14 protein-coding genes are annotated in these 16,520 nt (G+C 73.1%); 8 read left to right on the forward strand and 6 right to left on the reverse strand.

What is annotated here, in order from left to right; translation table 11 throughout:
* Positions 1-45 precede the first annotated feature (45 nt).
* From ABTY61_RS17360 to ABTY61_RS17385, 6 genes are all read left to right on the forward strand, one after another.
* A complete protein-coding gene (locus ABTY61_RS17360; protein WP_350505850.1) occupies positions 46-825 on the forward strand; it encodes an IclR family transcriptional regulator in 780 nt (259 codons plus the stop codon).
* 236 nt (positions 826-1,061) lie between these two features.
* The gene (locus tag ABTY61_RS17365; RefSeq protein ID WP_350505851.1) at positions 1,062-1,979 is read left to right on the forward strand and encodes a metal-dependent hydrolase; all 918 of its coding nucleotides are present in this window, start codon (positions 1,062-1,064) and stop codon (positions 1,977-1,979) included.
* 180 nt (positions 1,980-2,159) lie between these two features.
* Positions 2,160-3,254 carry a PDR/VanB family oxidoreductase gene (locus ABTY61_RS17370; protein ID WP_350505852.1) on the forward strand — a complete coding sequence of 365 codons (1,095 nt, stop codon included), beginning with the start codon at positions 2,160-2,162 and terminating at the stop codon, positions 3,252-3,254.
* A 12-nt stretch (positions 3,255-3,266) separates the two neighbouring features.
* The gene (locus ABTY61_RS17375) at positions 3,267-4,181 is read left to right on the forward strand and encodes a M24 family metallopeptidase (RefSeq protein ID WP_350505853.1); all 915 of its coding nucleotides are present in this window, start codon (positions 3,267-3,269) and stop codon (positions 4,179-4,181) included.
* Positions 4,178-5,911: an SDR family oxidoreductase gene (locus tag ABTY61_RS17380; protein WP_350505854.1), complete on the forward strand. Its 1,734-nt coding sequence runs from the start codon at positions 4,178-4,180 to the stop codon at positions 5,909-5,911. The genes ABTY61_RS17375 and ABTY61_RS17380 overlap by 4 nt, the downstream gene beginning before the upstream one ends.
* 126 nt (positions 5,912-6,037) lie before the next feature.
* The gene (locus tag ABTY61_RS17385; RefSeq protein ID WP_350505855.1) at positions 6,038-6,658 is read left to right on the forward strand and encodes a LysE family translocator; all 621 of its coding nucleotides are present in this window, start codon (positions 6,038-6,040) and stop codon (positions 6,656-6,658) included.
* Here ABTY61_RS17385 and ABTY61_RS17390 read toward each other — a convergent pair.
* Positions 6,655-6,948: a hypothetical protein gene (locus ABTY61_RS17390; RefSeq protein WP_350505856.1), complete on the reverse strand. Its 294-nt coding sequence runs from the start codon at positions 6,946-6,948 to the stop codon at positions 6,655-6,657. The genes ABTY61_RS17385 and ABTY61_RS17390 overlap by 4 nt on opposite strands.
* Positions 6,949-7,106: 158 nt before the next feature.
* Here ABTY61_RS17390 and ABTY61_RS17395 point away from each other — a divergent pair, with 158 nt between their 5' ends.
* Positions 7,107-7,400 carry a hypothetical protein gene (locus tag ABTY61_RS17395; RefSeq protein ID WP_350505857.1) on the forward strand — a complete coding sequence of 98 codons (294 nt, stop codon included), beginning with the start codon at positions 7,107-7,109 and terminating at the stop codon, positions 7,398-7,400.
* Between the two features lie 82 nt (positions 7,401-7,482).
* Here the strand turns inward: ABTY61_RS17395 and ABTY61_RS17400 are convergent, their stop codons facing one another.
* The 5 genes from ABTY61_RS17400 to ABTY61_RS17420 form a co-directional block, all read right to left on the reverse strand.
* A complete protein-coding gene (locus ABTY61_RS17400) occupies positions 7,483-8,688 on the reverse strand; it encodes an XdhC family protein (RefSeq protein ID WP_350505858.1) in 1,206 nt (401 codons plus the stop codon).
* A 171-nt stretch (positions 8,689-8,859) separates the two neighbouring features.
* Positions 8,860-10,344: an NCS2 family permease gene (locus ABTY61_RS17405; protein ID WP_350505859.1), complete on the reverse strand. Its 1,485-nt coding sequence runs from the start codon at positions 10,342-10,344 to the stop codon at positions 8,860-8,862.
* Positions 10,345-10,631: 287 nt separating this feature from the next.
* Positions 10,632-12,998, reverse strand: a complete 2,367-nt coding sequence (pucD, locus tag ABTY61_RS17410; RefSeq protein ID WP_350505860.1) for a xanthine dehydrogenase subunit D — start codon at positions 12,996-12,998, stop codon at positions 10,632-10,634.
* Positions 12,995-13,483, reverse strand: a complete 489-nt coding sequence (locus ABTY61_RS17415; RefSeq protein ID WP_350505861.1) for a (2Fe-2S)-binding protein — start codon at positions 13,481-13,483, stop codon at positions 12,995-12,997. Before ABTY61_RS17415 ends, pucD begins: the two co-directional genes overlap by 4 nt.
* Complete coding sequence (locus tag ABTY61_RS17420) at positions 13,480-14,367, reverse strand: FAD binding domain-containing protein (RefSeq protein WP_350505862.1); 888 nt, start codon at positions 14,365-14,367, stop codon at positions 13,480-13,482. Before ABTY61_RS17420 ends, ABTY61_RS17415 begins: the two co-directional genes overlap by 4 nt.
* 399 nt (positions 14,368-14,766) lie before the next feature.
* Here ABTY61_RS17420 and ABTY61_RS17425 point away from each other — a divergent pair, with 399 nt between their 5' ends.
* Positions 14,767-16,359, forward strand: a complete 1,593-nt coding sequence (locus ABTY61_RS17425; protein WP_350505863.1) for a PucR family transcriptional regulator — start codon at positions 14,767-14,769, stop codon at positions 16,357-16,359.
* Positions 16,360-16,520 lie beyond the last annotated feature (161 nt).

Below are 16,520 nucleotides of genomic sequence, written 5' to 3' on the forward strand. Positions count from 1 at the left end.
GACCGCCCGCGGTCGCTCCGTGGGGGGACATCGGAAGGGGACGACATGTCGACACCAGCCCCGGGTCGTCACGCCGCGCTGGACCAGGGCCCGACGGGCCCGTTCACCTCCCTGCAGCACGCCCTCAGACTGCTGGAGGCCGTCGACCGGCACCCCGACGGCGCCACCCTGGTCGGCCTCGCGCGGGAGACCTCGCTGGGCCTGCCGACCGTCCGCCGGCTCGCCGAGATCCTCGAGATCGAGGGCTATCTCCAGTGCCAGGACGGCGGTTGGGTGCTCGGCGGCACCTTCGCCCTGCTCGGGCAGCAGAACCGGGAGCAGCTCGTCAAGGCCCGGCTGAACCGCAAACTCGCCGAACTCCGGGACGAGTTGGGTGCCGCGGTGTACTTCAGCCGGTACCACGAGGGGGAGTTGTCGGTCGAGGCGGTCTCGGCCGCCGACTACGCGCCCGCCGTGCAGGAGTGGGTGGACTTCCGCGCCACCGCGCACGCCAGCGCGATCGGCAAGTGCCTGCTCAGCCAGCTCGACGCGGACGGCAGGCGGGACCACCTCTCCCGGCACCCGGTCGCCCGGCTCACCTCCCGGACGGTCACCGACGCCGACCAGTTGATGCACCGGCTCGAGCGCCAGCCCGCCACGGTGCCGGTGCTGGACATCCAGGAGTACGCGCTCGGCACGGTCTGCGCGGCGGTGCCGATCACGGCGGGCAGCACGGTCGGCTGCCTGGCCACCTCGATGCCGGTGGACAACATCCACAAGCTCAAGGCTGCCGCGGAGCTGCTGGCCGCCCGGGCGGCGCCGCTGATGCTGGCGATGGCGGTCTGACGCCGCCGCACCTGACACCCGGGGCGGGTGGCCGCCCCTGACGGGCCTCGCCGGACGCGACACGTCCGGCGAGGCCCGACCGTTTTTCCGGGGAGGGGTTTCCGGGGGGCTCCGCCGGTGCACGTCACTTATTAGACTCGATGTCGATAGGAGTTGTCCAAACCCTTGTCGCGGTGGCTACCGGCGAGTACGTTTCGCAGGGTCGAGCCGCCGCCCCCAGGTCAGGAGGGCCTGCCATGCCCCGCCCCACCCCCGTCCCCGCCGTCGCCGCCCCCGCCGCGCGGGTGCACGAGAGCCTCGTCCTGGAGCCCCGGGACGTCCGCTTCGACTGGGCCCGGCTGCCGCTGCACTGGATCCCCGACGAGCCGATGGCCACCCACGTGATCAACGTGCTGCACCTGCTGCTGCCCGAGGGGGAGCGCTGGTTCGTCAAGGTGTTCAAGGAGGCGCTGCCGTTGATCCGGGACGAGCAGCTGCGCGAGGAGGTGCTCGGCTTCATCGGGCAGGAGGCCATCCACGCCGAGGCCCACCAGGAGGTCCTGGACCACCTGCTCGGCCAGGGGCTGGATCCGCGGCCGTACGTCCGGCAGATCTCCTGGCTGTTCCAGCGCGTCCTCGGCGACAAGCCGGGCCTGACGCCGGCGCAGCGGCGGGAGAACGTCATCGAACGGGTCGCCTTCGTCGCGGCGATCGAGCACTTCACCGCCTTCCTGGGCAACTGGGCGCTCAACTCCCCGGGGCTGGACCGGGCCAAGGCCGACCCGACGATGCTGGACCTGCTGCGCTGGCACGGAGCGGAGGAGGTCGAGCACCGCAGTGTCGCCTTCGACCTGATGGTCCACCTGGACCCGGGCTACCTGCGGCGGGTCCGCGGGATGATGATCTCCGGGCCGCTGCTGGTGCACCTCTGGGTGCGCGGCGCCCGTTTCCTGCTCGCCGCCGACCCGACGCTCCAGGGGCGGCTCAAGCCCACCTGGCGGGAGGCGGGCCGGATCGCCAAGCGCGGACTGCTGCCGGACCCGCTCCGCTCCGTCCGCTCCGGGCTGCGCTACCTGCGGCCGGGCTACCACCCGACCCAGGAGGGCTCCTCCAGTCAGGCGCTGGGCTACCTCGCCACCTCCCCGGCCGCCCGGGCGGCGGCCGGGCACGGCTGACGGATGGTGGGTGACGGCTGACGACTGACAGGTTTCAGCGAACGGATAACAGATGACAGCGAACAGATAACGTTATCTGTTCTCTGTTTTCTGTCATCTGAAAGTTGAAATCTGAAAGTTGAACGCTGTCACCCGCCGCCCCGCCGCCCGCCCCCTCTCCCACGGCAAGGACCCGCCCGGATGGACCTGCTCACCCCGCCCCCTGACCTCTACGGCCGCCCGCGCGCCGACGGATTCATGCGCCGGCTCACCGCCTTCGGCGACCGCTACTCCCCGGCCCTCGGCGGCCCCCTGCTGCGCCGCAGCCCCCGTCGCCCGCTCAGCCGCCCTACCCCGCCGCTCCAGCTGGTCGTCGCCGAGCGTCGCCAACTGGCCGCCGATGTCGTCGAGTTGACCTTCGCCGACCCCTCCGGCGGTCACCTGCCACCCTGGCAGCCCGGCGCCCACCTGCGCCTCGCCCTGCCCTCCGGCCGCGAGCGCCACTACTCGCTCAGCGGCGACCCCGCCGACCGCCGGCACTACCGGGTCGCCGTGCGCCGGCTGCCCGGAGGCGGTGGCGGGTCCGTCGAGGTCCACGACACCCTGCACCCGGGCACCCGCCTCACCGCCCGCCGCCCGCGCAACGGCTTCGCCTTCTGTGCCGAGCCCGCCGTCCTGCTGCTGGCCGGCGGCATCGGCGTCACCCCGCTCCTCCCGATGGCCCGTGAGGCCCAACAGCACGGCCTGGACTGGCGGTTGGTCCTCGTCGGCCGCAGCGCCGACACCCTCCCGTACACGGACGAACTGCGCGCCCTCGACCCGCACCGGGTCGTGCTGCGCACCGACGACGAGCACGGCGGTGTCCCCACCGGCGCCGAACTGCTCGCCCACGCCCCGCGCGGCGCGGCCGTCTACTGCTGCGGCCCGGCCCCGATGCTCACCGCCGTCCAGGCCGCACTGGACGAATCCCCGGCCGCCGCCCTGCACTTCGAGCGCTTCGGCGCCGCCCCGATCGCCGGCGGAGAGCCCTTCGCGGTCCGGCTCGGCGCCGACGGCCCGACCCTGGACGTCCCCGCGGACCGCTCCGCCCTCGACGTGCTGCGCGAGGCCCGCCCCGACCTCCCGTACTCCTGCCACCAGGGCTTCTGCGGCACCTGCGAGGTCCGCCTCGTGGCCGGCACGCCCGAGCACCGGGACCGCCGCCTCACCCCCGAGCAGCGCGCCGCCGGCGCCCTGCTGCCCTGCGTCTCCCGCGCCGCCGAGGGTGAGACCCTCGTGCTCGACCTCGACGTCTAGAAGGAGCTCCCGATGCCCCCGACGGCGCACGCGATGCCGACGTTCCCCTACACCGAGCGCGACCTCGCCCGCTTCCGCGAGACCCAGCAACTCGCCTACCACTGCGCCGAACAGGTCGCGGCCTGGATCGAACCCGGCGTCACCGAGCGCCAGGCCACCGCCGAACTGCGCCGCCGCCTGGTCGCCGCCGGGGTGCAGGACTTCTTCCACGTCCCCTTCGCCTGGTTCGGCGACCGCACGGCCTTCCGGCACTTCCGCACCCCGCTGCAGTTCTTCGCCGGCAACCGCCGCCTGGAGGAGGGCATGCCGTACGTGCTGGACTGCGCGCCCGTCGTGGACGGCTACACCGCCGACATCGGCTACGGGGGCAAGGTCGGCGAGAACAAGGTCTGGGACCGGCTGGCCGCCGACCTCGAGGTCTACCGCGCGCTGATCCTCGCCGAGGTGCGCGCCCGCAAGCCGCTCGACGAGGTGTACGCGGCGGTGGACGCGCAGATCGCCGCGCACGGCTACGACAACCGGCACCAGGTCTACCCGGGCCGGGTGATCGGTCACCAGGTCACCCGCAACACCGCGCGCGGCCCGGCCGGGGTGAACGTCTTCGGCTTCGGCGTGCGCACCCTGCAGACCCTCGGCCGCGAGCTCATCTCCGAGCGCCTGCAAGGCCGTTCGCCGCTGTGGGCGGACGGGCGGTCGTCCCGGCACGCGCCCACCCCGGGGCTGTGGGCGGTCGAGCCGCACATCGGATTCCGCGGCGTGGGCATCAAGTTCGAGGAACTGCTGGTGGTCACCGAGGACGACGCCCACTGGCTCGACGACGACCTCCCGCACGTCCGCCGCTGGACCACACCCGCGGCGGCCGCCGTGCCCGCCACCCCCGTACCGCCCGCCGCCGCCGAGCCCGCCGCCCAGGAGGCCACCCGATGACGACCCCGATCCGCCGCCGGACCGTCCACTCCGGCGGCCTCCCGCTCGCCGTCTTCGAGCAGGGCGACCCGGAGGCCCCCACCGTCCTCCTGGTGCACGGCTACCCGGACACCCACACCGTCTGGGACGACATCGCCGCCGACCTCGCCCGCGACCACCACGTGGTCCGCTATGACGTGCGCGGCGCCGGCGAGTCGGGCGTCCCGGCGCACCGCGAGGACTACCGCCTGGAGCGGCTCGCCGGCGACCTGTTCGCCGTCGCGGACGCCGTCAGCCCGGACCGCCCGGTGCACCTGGTCGCCCACGACTGGGGCTCGATCCAGTCCTGGGAGGCCGTCACCGCCCCAGGCGCCGAGCGCCGGATCGCCTCCTACACCACCCTGTCCGGCCCCAGCCTGGACCACATGGGCCACTGGCTGCGCCACCGGATGCGCCGCCCCACCCCGCGCCACCTCGGCCAACTGCTGCACCAGGGGCTGCACTCCTGGTACATCACCGCCTTCCACCTGCCCTTCCTCGCTCCGGCGGTCTGGCGCCTCGGCCTCGCCCGGGCCTGGCCGCGGGTGCTGCGCGACCTGGAGAACGTCACCCCGCGCGCCGACCACCCCCAGCGCACCCTGCGCCGCGACGCGGTCCGCGGCATCGAGCTGTACCGGGCCAACTTCCGCCCCACGCTGGGCAGTCCGCGCGAGCGGCGGACCGAGGTGCCGGTCCAGCTGGTCACCCTCACCCGGGACCGCTACGTCGGCACCTACCTCTCCGAGGGCCTGGAGCGCTGGGTGCCCCACCTGACCCGCCGTACACTGCACGCAGGCCACTGGTCGGCGCTGCTGGAGAAGGGAGCCACCGTGGCCGGAATGGTCCGCGAGTTCACCGCCCGGATCGAGACCGGGAGCGCCGGAGCGGCCCAAGGGCCTTACGGGGACGGCCGGTTGGTGGTGGTCACCGGCGGCGGCAGCGGTATCGGACGGGCCACCGCGCTGGCCTTCGCCGAGGACGGCGCCCGGGTGGTGGTCTGCGACCTCGACCTCGCGGCCGCCGAGCGCACCGCCGAACTCGCCTCGCTGATCGGCCCGCGGGCGCACGCCCACCAGGTGGACGTCTCCGACGGAGCCGCGATGGACGCCTTCGCCCAGCGCGTCGCCGCCGAGTACGGCGTGCCCGACGTGATGGTCAACAACGCCGGCGTCGGTCACTCCGGGACGTTCCTGCAGACCACCGAGAAGGAGTGGCAGCGCGTCCTGGACGTCAACCTCTGGGGCGTGATCCACGGCTGCCGTGCCTTCGGCACCCTGATGGCCGACCGCGGCCAGGGCGGCCACATCGTCAACGTCTCCTCGGCCGCCGCCTACCTGCCCGCCAAGGCGCTCACCGCCTACGCCACCAGCAAGGCCGCCGTGTTCATGCTCTCCGACTGCCTGCGCGCCGAGTTCGTCGACCACGGCATCGGCGTCTCCACCATCTGCCCGGGCATCGTGAACACCAACATCACCCGCACCTCCACCTTCTCCGCGACCACGGCCGCCGAGCAGTCCGCCAAGCAGGCCCGCGCGGCCAAGCTCTACGCCCGCCGCGGCTTCCCGCCGGAGAAGGTGGCCGCCGCCGTCGTCACCGCCGTCCGCACCGGCAAGCCCGTCGTCCCGGTCACCCCCGAGGCCAAGGCCGCCCGCCTCCTCTCCCGCCTCAGCCCCGGCCTCCTCCGCCTCGCCGCCCGCCTCAACGTCACCTGAGCCGCGGCCCCGCAGCTCCGCCGCCCCGCGACTCCGCCGGTATCCGGCCCGGTACCGGGTCCGTACCCCGGTCCGTACCCGGGCGGCCCGCAGCGGCCGCCCGGGCCTGTGAGAGCATCGCGGTCCATGGAGATGACGACTGCCCTGTGGTCCTTCGCCCTCGTGGTGGGGCTGCTCACGCTCGCGCCCGGGCCCGACACCGCCGTGATCCTGCGGACCTCCGCGCTCGGGCGGCGGAGCGAGGCGTGGGGGGTGGTGCTCGGGGTGCAGACCGGCACGCTGATCTGGGGGACGGCGTCGGCGGCCGGGGTGACGGCGCTGCTGACGGCCTCCCAGGTGGCCTACCAGGTGGTCCGCTGGGTCGGCATCGGGTACCTGCTGTGGCTCGGCGTGAAGCTGCTCCGGAGCCGGGGCGAGGAGACGGCGCCGAGCGAGGACGCGGGCGCCGGCGGGTTCGTGCAGGGCTGGCGCCGGGGCGCGTTCACCAATCTGCTGAACCCCAAGATGGGCGTCTTCTACGTGGCCGTGCTGCCGCAGTTCATCCCGGCCGGGGCCCCGCACTTCGCCGCCGGGGTGGCGCTGACCTTCGTGCACGTCGTGGAGGGCCTGCTCTGGTCGACGGTCCTGCTGGGCTTCGCCCAGGTGCTGCGGGGCTGGCTGCGCCGTCCGGCCGCCCGGCGCCTGATGGACCGGGTGACCGGCGCGGTGGTGGTGGGCTTCGGCGTGAAGCTCGCCCTGGCCGACTAGCGGCCCAGCCGGGACAGGCCTTCGCGCAGGTCCTCGGCGTTCATGCAGATGTGGGTCTGGACGGTCGCGTTGAACTCCAGCCAGAACGGCTCGCAGATGGACGGCAGCGCGGCCTCGTCCGGAACGTCGATCACGACGATCTGGGCGCGGCGGCCGTTGCGGTTGAAGAAGTAGGCTGCCTCGGGTTTGAGGTCGGCCATGATCCGTTCGAACTTCTCGCCCACCGTCCCGTCGGCGATCTGCCGGTTGGTGGTCGGGGTGTCGATCTCGATGTCGAGCAGCACACGCATCGCCGCTGCTCCTTCCCCGGGCTCGGGGTGAGTCCGCACCTCCAGCCTCCTGCTGCCGACTACCGTCCGCAACGTCACCCGGGCGGTCGCGGCGAGTGGCCGGTGCGGACCGTCCGGGCTGCACTGGGTACGCCGTTTCCCAACCGAAGGAGCCTCTGATGGCGCTCGTCGTGGTCTTCGACATCCCCGGTGCGACCCAGGCCCAGTACGACGCGGCGATCGCCGCGCTGGTCGGCCCCGGCAAGAGTTTCAACGTGCCGTCCGACCTGCCGGTGCCCGGCCTGATCTCGCACGTGGCCGGCCCGATCGCGGGCGGCTGGCACGTCACCGACGTCTGGGAGTCCCAGGCGGCCTTCAACGCCTTCACGGCCGTGCTGATGCCGATCCTGGCCGGGGTCGGCATCCCGGCCGTCCCGCCGAAGGTCTTCGGGGCGCACAAGTACGTGCACTAGCAAGGACGCGCACCGCCGGGCAGGCGCACGGGCGGGCAGGCGCACCGGCGGGCACGCGCATCGGCCGGGCCGTGCGAGGGCGTCACGCCGCGTGCGGCGAGCGCCGGTCGGCGGGCTCCCGGGACTCCCGGGACTCCCGCGACTCCGGTGCGGCGGTGTCGTGGTGGATCGGCCCGTCGCCGGCGCTCAGCGGCAGGCAGCTGCCGCCGCGGCGGTGGGCGATGATCTCGGCGGCGACGGAGACGGCGGTCTCCTCGGGGGTGCGGGAGCCGAGGTCGAGGCCGATGGGGGAGCGCAGCCGGGCGAGTTCGGTGTCGGTCAGTCCGGCTTCGCGGAGCTTGGCGTGCCGGTCGCGGTGGGTGCGTCGGGAGCCCATGGCACCGACGTAGCCGACCGGGAGGCGCAGGGCGCGTTCGAGCAGCGGGACGTCGAACTTGGCGTCGTGGGTGAGCACGCAGAGCACGGTGCGGCCGTCGAGCCGGCCGAGCTGGGAGTCCAGGTAGCGGTGCGGCCAGTCGACGACGACCTCGTCGGCCTCCGGGAAGCGCCGGGTGGTGGCGAAGACGGGCCGGGCGTCGCAGACGGTGACGTGGTAGCCGAGGAACTTGCCGATCCGCACCACGGCGGCGGCGAAGTCGATCGCGCCGAAGACGAGCATCCGGGGCGCGGGCACGTAGGACTCGACGAAGCAGGTGACCGTCCCCCGGTCCTCCTCGTCGCAGGGCCGGCCGTCGAGGCCGAGGACGATCCGCCCGGTGCGTCCGGCGTCGAGCATGGCCCGGGCCTCGGCGATGAGCGCACGCTCCAGCGCGCCGACGGTGGACGGTCCGACCGAGAGTGCCCCGACGGCGCCGTCGGCCGTGACGGCGAGGGTGGTGCCGAGGAGTCCGGCCGGTCCGGCGATCACCCGGGCGAGGGCGACGGGCGTCCCGTCGGCGACGTGGGCGAGGCCGGCGTCCATCCCCGGGTCGGCCCCGGGCACGACCGGCTGGACGAACACGTCGAGGACTCCGCCGCAGGTCAGGCCGACGGCGAAGGCGTCCTCGTCGCTGTAGCCGAAGCGTTCCAGGACGGGTTCGCCGGATTCGAGGGCGGCCTGGCAGAGCTCGTAGACGGCGCCTTCGACGCATCCGCCGGAGACGCTGCCGACGGCCTCCCCGGCCGCGTCGACGGCCAGGGCCGCCCCGGGGTCGCGCGGGGCGCTGCCGGAGACGCCGACGACGGTGGCCACGGCGAAGGAGCGCCCGGACGCGTGCCAGGCCTGCAGCTGCTCGGCGATGTCCTGCATGTCGGATGCTCCTTACACGGTTTCGACAGTAGCGGGGACGCCGCCGTACGGGAAACGATCCCGTACGGCGGCGGTCATGATCAACGGCGCTGGTGATCGACAGTGCTGGTGATCAACGGCGCCGATGCTCGAAGGCGCCGATGGTCACACGCGCTGACGCTGGAGGAGCGGTCAGTGCACGCCCAGCCAGGACTTGACCGGGCTGAGCGCGAAGTACAGGACGAACACGCCGGTGAGGATCCACATCAGCAGCCCGGGCTCGCGCCACTTGCCCTGGCCGGCCTTGATCACCGTGTAGGAGACGACGCCGGCGGCGACGCCCGCGGTGATGCTGTAGGTGAACGGCATCAGCACGCAGGTCAGGAAGGCCGGGATGGCGACCTCGCGGTCGGACCAGTCGATGTGCCGGGCCTGGCTCATCATCATCGAGCCGATCACCACCAGGGCGGCGGAGGCGACTTCGACCGGGACGATGCCGGCCAGCGGCGAGAAGAACAGCATCAGGGCGAACAGGCCGCCGGTGACGGTGGAGGCGAGGCCGGTGCGGGCGCCGTCGCCGACGCCGGTCGCGGACTCGACGAAGACGGTCTGCCCGGAGGCGCCGGCCAGGCCGCCGACCGCGCCGCCGGCGCCGTCGATGAACAGGGCCTTGGACAGGCCGGGCATCCGGCCCTGCTTGTCGGCGAGCCCGGCCTCGGTGCCGACGCCGATGATGGTGGCCATCGCGTCGAAGAAGCCGGCCAGCACCAGGGTGAACACGGCCACGGAGGCGCTGATCGCGCCCAGGCCCTTGCCGCCGAAGGCGCCGAACAGGTCGACGTGGCCGAAGAGGCTGAAGTCGGGGGCGGCGACGGGGCTGCCGGGCCAGACCGGGACGGAGTTCGCCCAGGCCTTGGCGGGTACGTCGGCGAGCTTGTTGACGACGACGGCGACCACGGTGCCGCCGGCGATGCCGATCAGGATCGCGCCGCGCACGCCGCGCGCCATCAGCACGAAGATCGTGAGCACGGTGAGGCAGAAGACCAGGACGGGCCAGCCGGAGAGTTCGCCGAAGGGGCCGAGCGACAGCGGGGTGGGGCCGCCGGTGTGCACGAAGCCGGCCTTGTAGAGCCCGATGATGGTGACGAACAGGCCGATGCCGATGGTGATCGCGTGCTTGAGCGGCAGCGGGATGCCGTTCATGATCTTCTCGCGCAGTCCGGAGACCACCAACAGCACGATCAGCAGGCCGTAGATCACGCACAGGCCCATGGCCTGGGACCAGGTGGTGTGGGGTACGACGAGCGCGGAGACCGCGCCCGAGACCGAGAGCCCGGCCGCCAGGGCGAGCGGCACGTTGCCGACGACGCCCATCAGGATGGTGGTGACGGCGGCCGCGAGGGCGGTGGCGGTGGTCAGCGCGGCGTGGTCGAGCCTGACGCCGTTGACGTCCGCGCCGCTGAGGATCAGCGGGTTGAGCAGGATGATGTACGCCATCGCCATGAAGGTGGTGAGGCCACCACGCAGTTCGTTGGCGAGGGTGGAGCCGCGGGCCGAGATCTTGAAGTACGCGTCGAGCGCGCCCTTGGGCTCCGCTGCCGGGGGAGAGGGGTGGGTCTCGTCCTCGGCGGGTCTGTCTGCTTCGGTGGTGCCGGGCTCCGTGGGGATCCTGGTCATGTCCACTCCCAAGTGTCAAAGGGGGTTGGGGTGGGCGAGCCGACCTGACTGCCAGTCAACGAAGTTGGCACAGGGGGACGGTATCGACTCACTGCGGGTGCTCGGGTGGGGGAGTGCCCGTCGTGCAGGTACAGGTACAGGTACAGGTGAGGGTGGTGCAGTTGAGGGTGGTGCAGTTGAGGGTGGTGCGCACCACTGCGGAACCCCGGCGTGGGCACGGGCAGCGGGTTTCTCCGGGGCGGCGGGGAAGACTCGGCGCCGCCCCGGAGAGGTCTGTGCTCCCGGTGCTAGCCGGGCTGTTCGGTGGTCAGGTGCTCCGGCCGGACCGGGATCCGGTTGAGCGCGAGCCCGGTCGCGTTGCGGATCGCCGCCACGATCGAGGGGGTCGCCGACACGGTCGGCGCCTCACCGACGCCGCGCAGCCCGTACGGGGCGTGCGGGTCGGGCAGTTCGAGGACGTCCACCGGGATCGGCGGGGTGTCCAGGATGGTGGGGATCAGGTAGTCGGTGAAGGAGGCGTTGCGCACCTTCCCGTCCCGGACGATGATCTCCTCCATCACGGCGAGCCCGAGCGCCTGGGTGCAGCCGCCCTGGATCTGGCCGACCACGGAGAGCGGGTTGAGCGCCTTGCCGACGTCCTGGACGGCGGTCAGCTCGACCACCTTGACCAGGCCCAGCTCGACGTCCACGTCCACCACGGCGCGGTTGGCGCAGAAGGTGTACTGGACGTGGCCGAAGCCCTGGCCGGTCTCCTTGTCGAAGGCCTGGGTGGGCCGGTGGTGGTGCTCGCGGGTGAGGTCGATGGCCTCGTCGCCGAGCAGGTCCACCATGGGCACGAGCACGCCGGCGCTCTCCGAGACGACCTTGCCGCCGGTCAGCGTGATGTCCTGGTGGGTCCAGCCGTAGCGGCGCCGGCCCTTCTCGATGAGCTCCCGCCGGACGGCCTCGGCGGCGAGCTTCACGGCGCCGCCGGTCATGTACGTCTGGCGCGAGGCGGAGGTCGAACCGGCCGATCCCACTTCGGTGTTGGCCGGGTGGATGGTGACCTGCTCGACGCCCAGCTCGGTGCGGGCGATCTGGGCGTGCACGGTGACGCCGCCCTGGCCGACCTCCGCCATCGCGGTGTGCACCATGGCGACCGGCTCGCCGCCGATCACCTCCAGGCGCACCCGGGCGGTGGAGTAGTCGTCGAAGCCCTCGGAGAAGCCGACGTTCTTGATGCCGACCGAGTAGCCGACCCCGCGCACGATGCCCTCGCCGTGCGAGGTGTTGGAGAGCGCGCCGGGCAGCGCGCGCACGTCCAGGTGCTCGGTGTCCAGCGGCGGCGGCAGCGGCATGTCCTTGGCCCGCTGCAGCAGTTCGGCCACCGGGGCGGGGGAGTCGATCTGCTGGCCGGTGGGCATGAAGTCGCCCTCCGACATCGCGTTCAGCTGTCGCAACTCGACCGGGTCCATGCCGAGTTCGGCTGCCAGCTTGTCCATCTGGCTCTCGTAGCCGAAGGCCGCCTGGACGGCCCCGAAGCCGCGCATCGCCCCGCAGGAGGGGTTGTTGCTGTAGAGCGCGATGGCGTGCATCCTCACGTTCGGGATCACGTACGGGCCGTGTCCGAGCGAGGCCGCGTTGCCGACGACGGCGGGGGAGGCGGAGGCGTACGCGCCGCCGTCCAGCACGATCCGGCAGTCGGCGAAGACGAGCTTGCCGTCGCGGGTGGCGCCGTGCTCGTAGTGCATCCGCGCCGGGTGGCGGTGGACGTGGCCGTAGAAGGACTCGTCCCGGGAGTACACGATCTTGACCGGCTTGCCGGTGTGCAGGGCCAGCAGGCAGGCGTGGATCTGCATCGAGATGTCCTCGCGGCCGCCGAAGGCGCCGCCGACGCCGGCCAGGGTGAGCCGGACCTTCTCCTCGGGCAGGTCCAGCACCGGGGCCATCTGCTCCCGGTCCACGTGCAGCCACTGGGTGGCGATGTAGAGGTCGATGCCGCCGTCCTCGGCGGGCACGGCCAGGCCGGACTCGGGGCCGAGGAAGGCCTGGTCCTGCATGCCGACCTCGTAGTCGCCGCTGACGACGACGTCCGCCATCGCCCGCACCTCGTCGGTCACGCCGAGGCCGGAGACCAGCCGCTGCTCGTGGCAGATGTTGCCGTAGGCGTGGGACTTGTACTCGTGCGGCTCGTGCACGTACCCGTGGGTCTGCGGGTCCAGGCACTGCTCCTCGGTGACGATCGGGGTGAGCACCTCGTACTCGACCTTGATCTTCTTCACCGCGCGCCGGGCGGTCTCCGGGTGGTCGGCCGCGACCAGGGCGATCGCCTCGCCGTGGTAGCGGATCCGGTCGATCGCCAGGGCCGGCTGGTCCTGGATCTCCAGGCCGTAGTACTTGGCGCCGGGGATGTCCTCGTGGGTGAGCACCGCGTAGACGCCGGGCACCTTGAGCGCCTCGGAGATGTCCACCGAGAGGATGTTCGCCCGGGGGTGCGGCGAGCGCAGCGCCATGCCCCAGAGCATGTCCTCGTGCCACAGGTCCGAGGAGTAGGCGAACTCGCCCCTGACCTTCAGGTTGCCGTCCGGGCGCAGCGGCGAGCCGCCGATGCCGTCCTTGGAGGCCTGGTTGATGTTCTGCAGGTTCTTCTGGCCCCGGATCGTCCGCGCGCTCATGCCGTGGCCCCCTTGCCCGAGCACTTGCGGGCGGAGGCGAGCCGCACCGCGTCCATGATCTTCTCGTAGCCGGTGCAGCGGCACAGGTTGCCCGACAGCGCCTCGCGGATGTCGTTGTCGCTCGGCTGGGAGTCCTGCTCCAGCAGGGCGTCGGTCTGCACCAGCAGCCCGGGGGTGCAGAAGCCGCACTGGACGGCCCCGGCGTCGATGAACGCCTGCTGGACCAGGCCCAGTTCGCCGTTCTCGTCGGCCAGGCCCTCGACCGTGCGCACCTCGCGGTCCTGCACCTGGCCGGCCGCGACCAGGCAGGAGCAGACCGGCACGCCGTCCAGGTAGACGGTGCAGGAACCGCACTCGCCCTGCTCGCAGGCGTTCTTCGAGCCGGGCAGGCCGACGCGCTCGCGCAACACGTAGAGCAGGCTCTCGCCCTCCCACACGTCGTCGGCCTCGACCGGCTTGCCGTTGGCGGTGAACGTGACCCTCATGCCGCGCTCCTGATCTGCTTGCTGTAGTCGTTCCAACACCAGGTGAGGGTGCGGCGGGCCATCACGGCCAGGGAGTGGCGCCGGTAGTCGGCGGTGCCCCGGACGTCGTCGATGGGGGAGGCGGCGGCCTTCACCAGCTCGCCGAAGCGCTGGACCACCTCGGTGCCCAGCAGCTCCCCGGACTCCCAGAGCCCGCGCTCGGCGAGCACCCCCTGGAGGTACTCCTCGGCCTCGACGGCGCGGCGCGGCGTGGGGGCGGCCGAACCGATACCGGTGCCGACGGTGCCGTTCTTCGGGTGAAGGGCGAAACCGAAGGCGCAGACCGCGATCACCATGGCGTTGCGGGTGCCGATCTTCGAGAACTGCTGCGGGCCGTCCGCGACCGGGATGCGCACGGCCCGGATCAGCTCGTCCGCCTCCAGGCTGTTGCGCTTCACCCCGACGTAGAACTCGTCGATCGGGATCAGCCGGGTGCCGCGCACCGAGGCCGCCTCGACGAACACGTCGCGGCCGGCCGCCAGCAGCGCGGGGTGGGCGTCACCGGCCGGGGAGGCGCCGCCGAGGTTGCCGCCGACGCCGCCGCGGTTGCGGATCTGCGGCGAGCCGACGGTGTGGGCCGCCAGGGCGAGCCCGGGCAGCGGCCCGGCGAGCTCCGAGATGATCCGGGCGTACGGGACGGAGGCGCCGAGTCGGACGACGCTGCCGTCGTTCGTCCATTCGGTGAGCTCGGTGACGCGGTTCAGGTCGAGAATCGCGGATGGCCGGTGCACGTCGAAGTTCAGCTCGACCATGACGTCCGTGCCGCCCGCGATGGGCAGCGCGGTCGGGTACTCAGCCTTCGCCGCGAGAGCCTCGTCCCAGGTGGCGGGCCGAAGGAACTCCATGCGGGTTTCTCCTCAAGTCTTCGCCGGCCGGGTGTCCGGTGGCGTGTCGCCCAGTGAACCCCTGTGACGCGGCCCACTGGCAGTCACCGATGGCATGAAGCCCCGGCTGTGAGCCCGCCCGGCATCCTGTACGTTCCTCTAAGCAGGAGAATCCGCAGCCCAGGTGTTCGCCGAGCGCTACCTACGACCGTAATCCGGCCGTGATTCGCGGGCTACGGGCCCGTAACCCGAACGCTCGCTGGTACGTAACGCCGAGCACGTATGTTCGGGCACACTGTCACCCCCGGACCGCGTGCCCGGCCGCCCCCGCCCCCCCGATCCGGCCCCCCACCCCGCCCCGGCCCCGAGCCCCACCCGCTCGTCCCGCCCCCTGTTCCAGCCCCCGTTAGGAGTCCGCGGATGCGTGTCCGTGACCTGCTCGCCCCCGGCGCCCCCCGACTGCGCCTGCTCGCGGCGGAGGAGGAGCTGGACCGGCAGGTCAGCGGCGTGATGACCACGGACCTGCATGACCCCGGCCGCTACCTGCACGGCGGCGAGCTGGTGCTCACCGGGATGCTCTGGCGCGGCGGACCCGCCGACTCCGAGCGCTTCGTGCGGACCATCGCGGCCGGCGGCGCGGTCGCCCTGGCGGCCGGCGAGGCCGAGGTCGGCCCGGTGCCCGAGGACCTGGTCGAGGCCTGTCGCCGGCACCGGATGCCGCTGCTGGCCGTCCCCGACGACATCGCCTTCGGCACCGTCACCGAGTTCATCGGCCGCCAGGTCTCCGCCGACCGCGCCGCCGACCTGGCCGCGCTGGTCGACCGGCACCGGCTGCTGGTCTCGGCGGCCGGCGGCGGCGGCCTGGACGCCGTGCTGGACCTGCTCGGCGGCGACCTCGACCTGGACTGCTGGGTGCTCACCCCGACCGGCGCGGTGATCGCCGGCCCGGCCGACCGGCTCACCGCCGAGGACCGCGACCAGCTGGTCCGCGCCCACCTGGCCGCCCAGCGCCAGCGCCGCCGCCCCCCGCACCGGGCCCGACTGGCCGCCGGCGCCTACTCGCTGCTGCCCGCCGCGGCCTCCGCCGAGCACGAGGCGCCGCTGGTCGACTGGGTGCTCGCGGTGGCCGGCGACGTCACCGAGTGGACCACCAAGCGTCAACAGCTCGCCGAGAACCTGGCCCGCCTGGTCGCCGCCGAGCGCCAGCGCCGGGACGAGGGCCGCCGGCTGCGCCGCCGACTGGCCGACGAACTGCTCGCCCTGCTGCGCCGCGACGCCGACCCGGCCGAGATCAGCCGCGCCCTGTACGCCTCCTCGGCGATGGCCGCCCGCTACGAGAGCCCCGAGCCCAAGTCCCCGTCCCAGGAGGCCTCCTGGCTGGTGCTCAGCGCCGAGGGCACCGGCCTGCCGGAGGGTACGGTGCGGGCCGTGCTGGAGGAGGCGCTCGGCGGCACCACGGACCGCGCCCTGGTCGCCGGGGCGGGCAACGGCGCTGTGGTGGTGCTGCCCGTGCTGGACAGCCCGGTGCCCGCCGACACCCTGCGCGAGCTGCTCGCCCCGCTGGAGGCCGGGCTGGGTTCGGAGGGCCGGATCACCCTGGGCGTCTCCGCCCCCGCCTCCGAGGCGGGCGGCCTGCGCGGCGCCCTGGAGGAGGCCCGGCACGCCCGCCGGATCGCCGCCGCCCGGGTCGGCCGGGTCTGCGTGGCGGGCCCGGAGGAGCTGGCCTCGCACGTGCTGCTGCTGGCCGCCGTCCCGGACGAGGTCCGCCGGGCGTTCCGCAGCCGGCTGCTGGACAAGGTCATCGCGTACGACATCGAGCACCAGGCGGACCTGGTCCGCACCCTGGAGGCCTTCCTGCGCTCGGACGGCTCCTGGACCCGCTGCGCGGGGCAGCTGCACGTCCACGTCAACACCCTGCGCTACCGGATCGGCCGTATCGAGGAGCTGACCGGGCGGGACCTCTCCCGCCTGGAGGACCGGGTGGACTTCTACCTGGCGCTGGAGCTGGCCTGACCGTTTCCTGACCGTTTCAGGGCCTCTTCCGGGAGGTCGCCGACAGAACGGCCGGGGGCCCGCCGCGAACGCGCCGTCACCGGACTGACCGTGGGCGGCGGCCTGGGCGCGGCCTACGTGGGCGGGCAGCAGGCCCCGTCCTTCGCCGTCTGGGCGGAGCG

The sequence above is a fragment of the Kitasatospora sp. NPDC096128 genome, from assembly GCF_040303105.1.
Lineage (GTDB): Bacteria > Actinomycetota > Actinomycetes > Streptomycetales > Streptomycetaceae > Kitasatospora.

What these genes read in the sequence shown, in the direction of transcription:
- ABTY61_RS17360 (WP_350505850.1), top strand. Translation starts at nt 46, where the DNA reads ATGTCGACACCAGCCCCGGGTCGTCACGCCGCGCTGGACCAGGGCCCG.
- ABTY61_RS17365 (WP_350505851.1), top strand. Translation starts at nt 1,062, where the DNA reads ATGCCCCGCCCCACCCCCGTCCCCGCCGTCGCCGCCCCCGCCGCGCGG.
- ABTY61_RS17370 (WP_350505852.1), top strand. Translation starts at nt 2,160, where the DNA reads ATGGACCTGCTCACCCCGCCCCCTGACCTCTACGGCCGCCCGCGCGCC.
- ABTY61_RS17375 (WP_350505853.1), top strand. Translation starts at nt 3,267, where the DNA reads ATGCCCCCGACGGCGCACGCGATGCCGACGTTCCCCTACACCGAGCGC.
- ABTY61_RS17380 (WP_350505854.1), top strand. Translation starts at nt 4,178, where the DNA reads ATGACGACCCCGATCCGCCGCCGGACCGTCCACTCCGGCGGCCTCCCG.
- ABTY61_RS17385 (WP_350505855.1), top strand. Translation starts at nt 6,038, where the DNA reads ATGGAGATGACGACTGCCCTGTGGTCCTTCGCCCTCGTGGTGGGGCTG.
- ABTY61_RS17390 (WP_350505856.1), bottom strand. Translation starts at nt 6,948, where the DNA reads ATGCGTGTGCTGCTCGACATCGAGATCGACACCCCGACCACCAACCGG.
- ABTY61_RS17395 (WP_350505857.1), top strand. Translation starts at nt 7,107, where the DNA reads ATGGCGCTCGTCGTGGTCTTCGACATCCCCGGTGCGACCCAGGCCCAG.
- ABTY61_RS17400 (WP_350505858.1), bottom strand. Translation starts at nt 8,688, where the DNA reads ATGCAGGACATCGCCGAGCAGCTGCAGGCCTGGCACGCGTCCGGGCGC.
- ABTY61_RS17405 (WP_350505859.1), bottom strand. Translation starts at nt 10,344, where the DNA reads ATGACCAGGATCCCCACGGAGCCCGGCACCACCGAAGCAGACAGACCC.
- pucD (WP_350505860.1), bottom strand. Translation starts at nt 12,998, where the DNA reads ATGAGCGCGCGGACGATCCGGGGCCAGAAGAACCTGCAGAACATCAAC.
- ABTY61_RS17415 (WP_350505861.1), bottom strand. Translation starts at nt 13,483, where the DNA reads ATGAGGGTCACGTTCACCGCCAACGGCAAGCCGGTCGAGGCCGACGAC.
- ABTY61_RS17420 (WP_350505862.1), bottom strand. Translation starts at nt 14,367, where the DNA reads ATGGAGTTCCTTCGGCCCGCCACCTGGGACGAGGCTCTCGCGGCGAAG.
- ABTY61_RS17425 (WP_350505863.1), top strand. Translation starts at nt 14,767, where the DNA reads ATGCGTGTCCGTGACCTGCTCGCCCCCGGCGCCCCCCGACTGCGCCTG.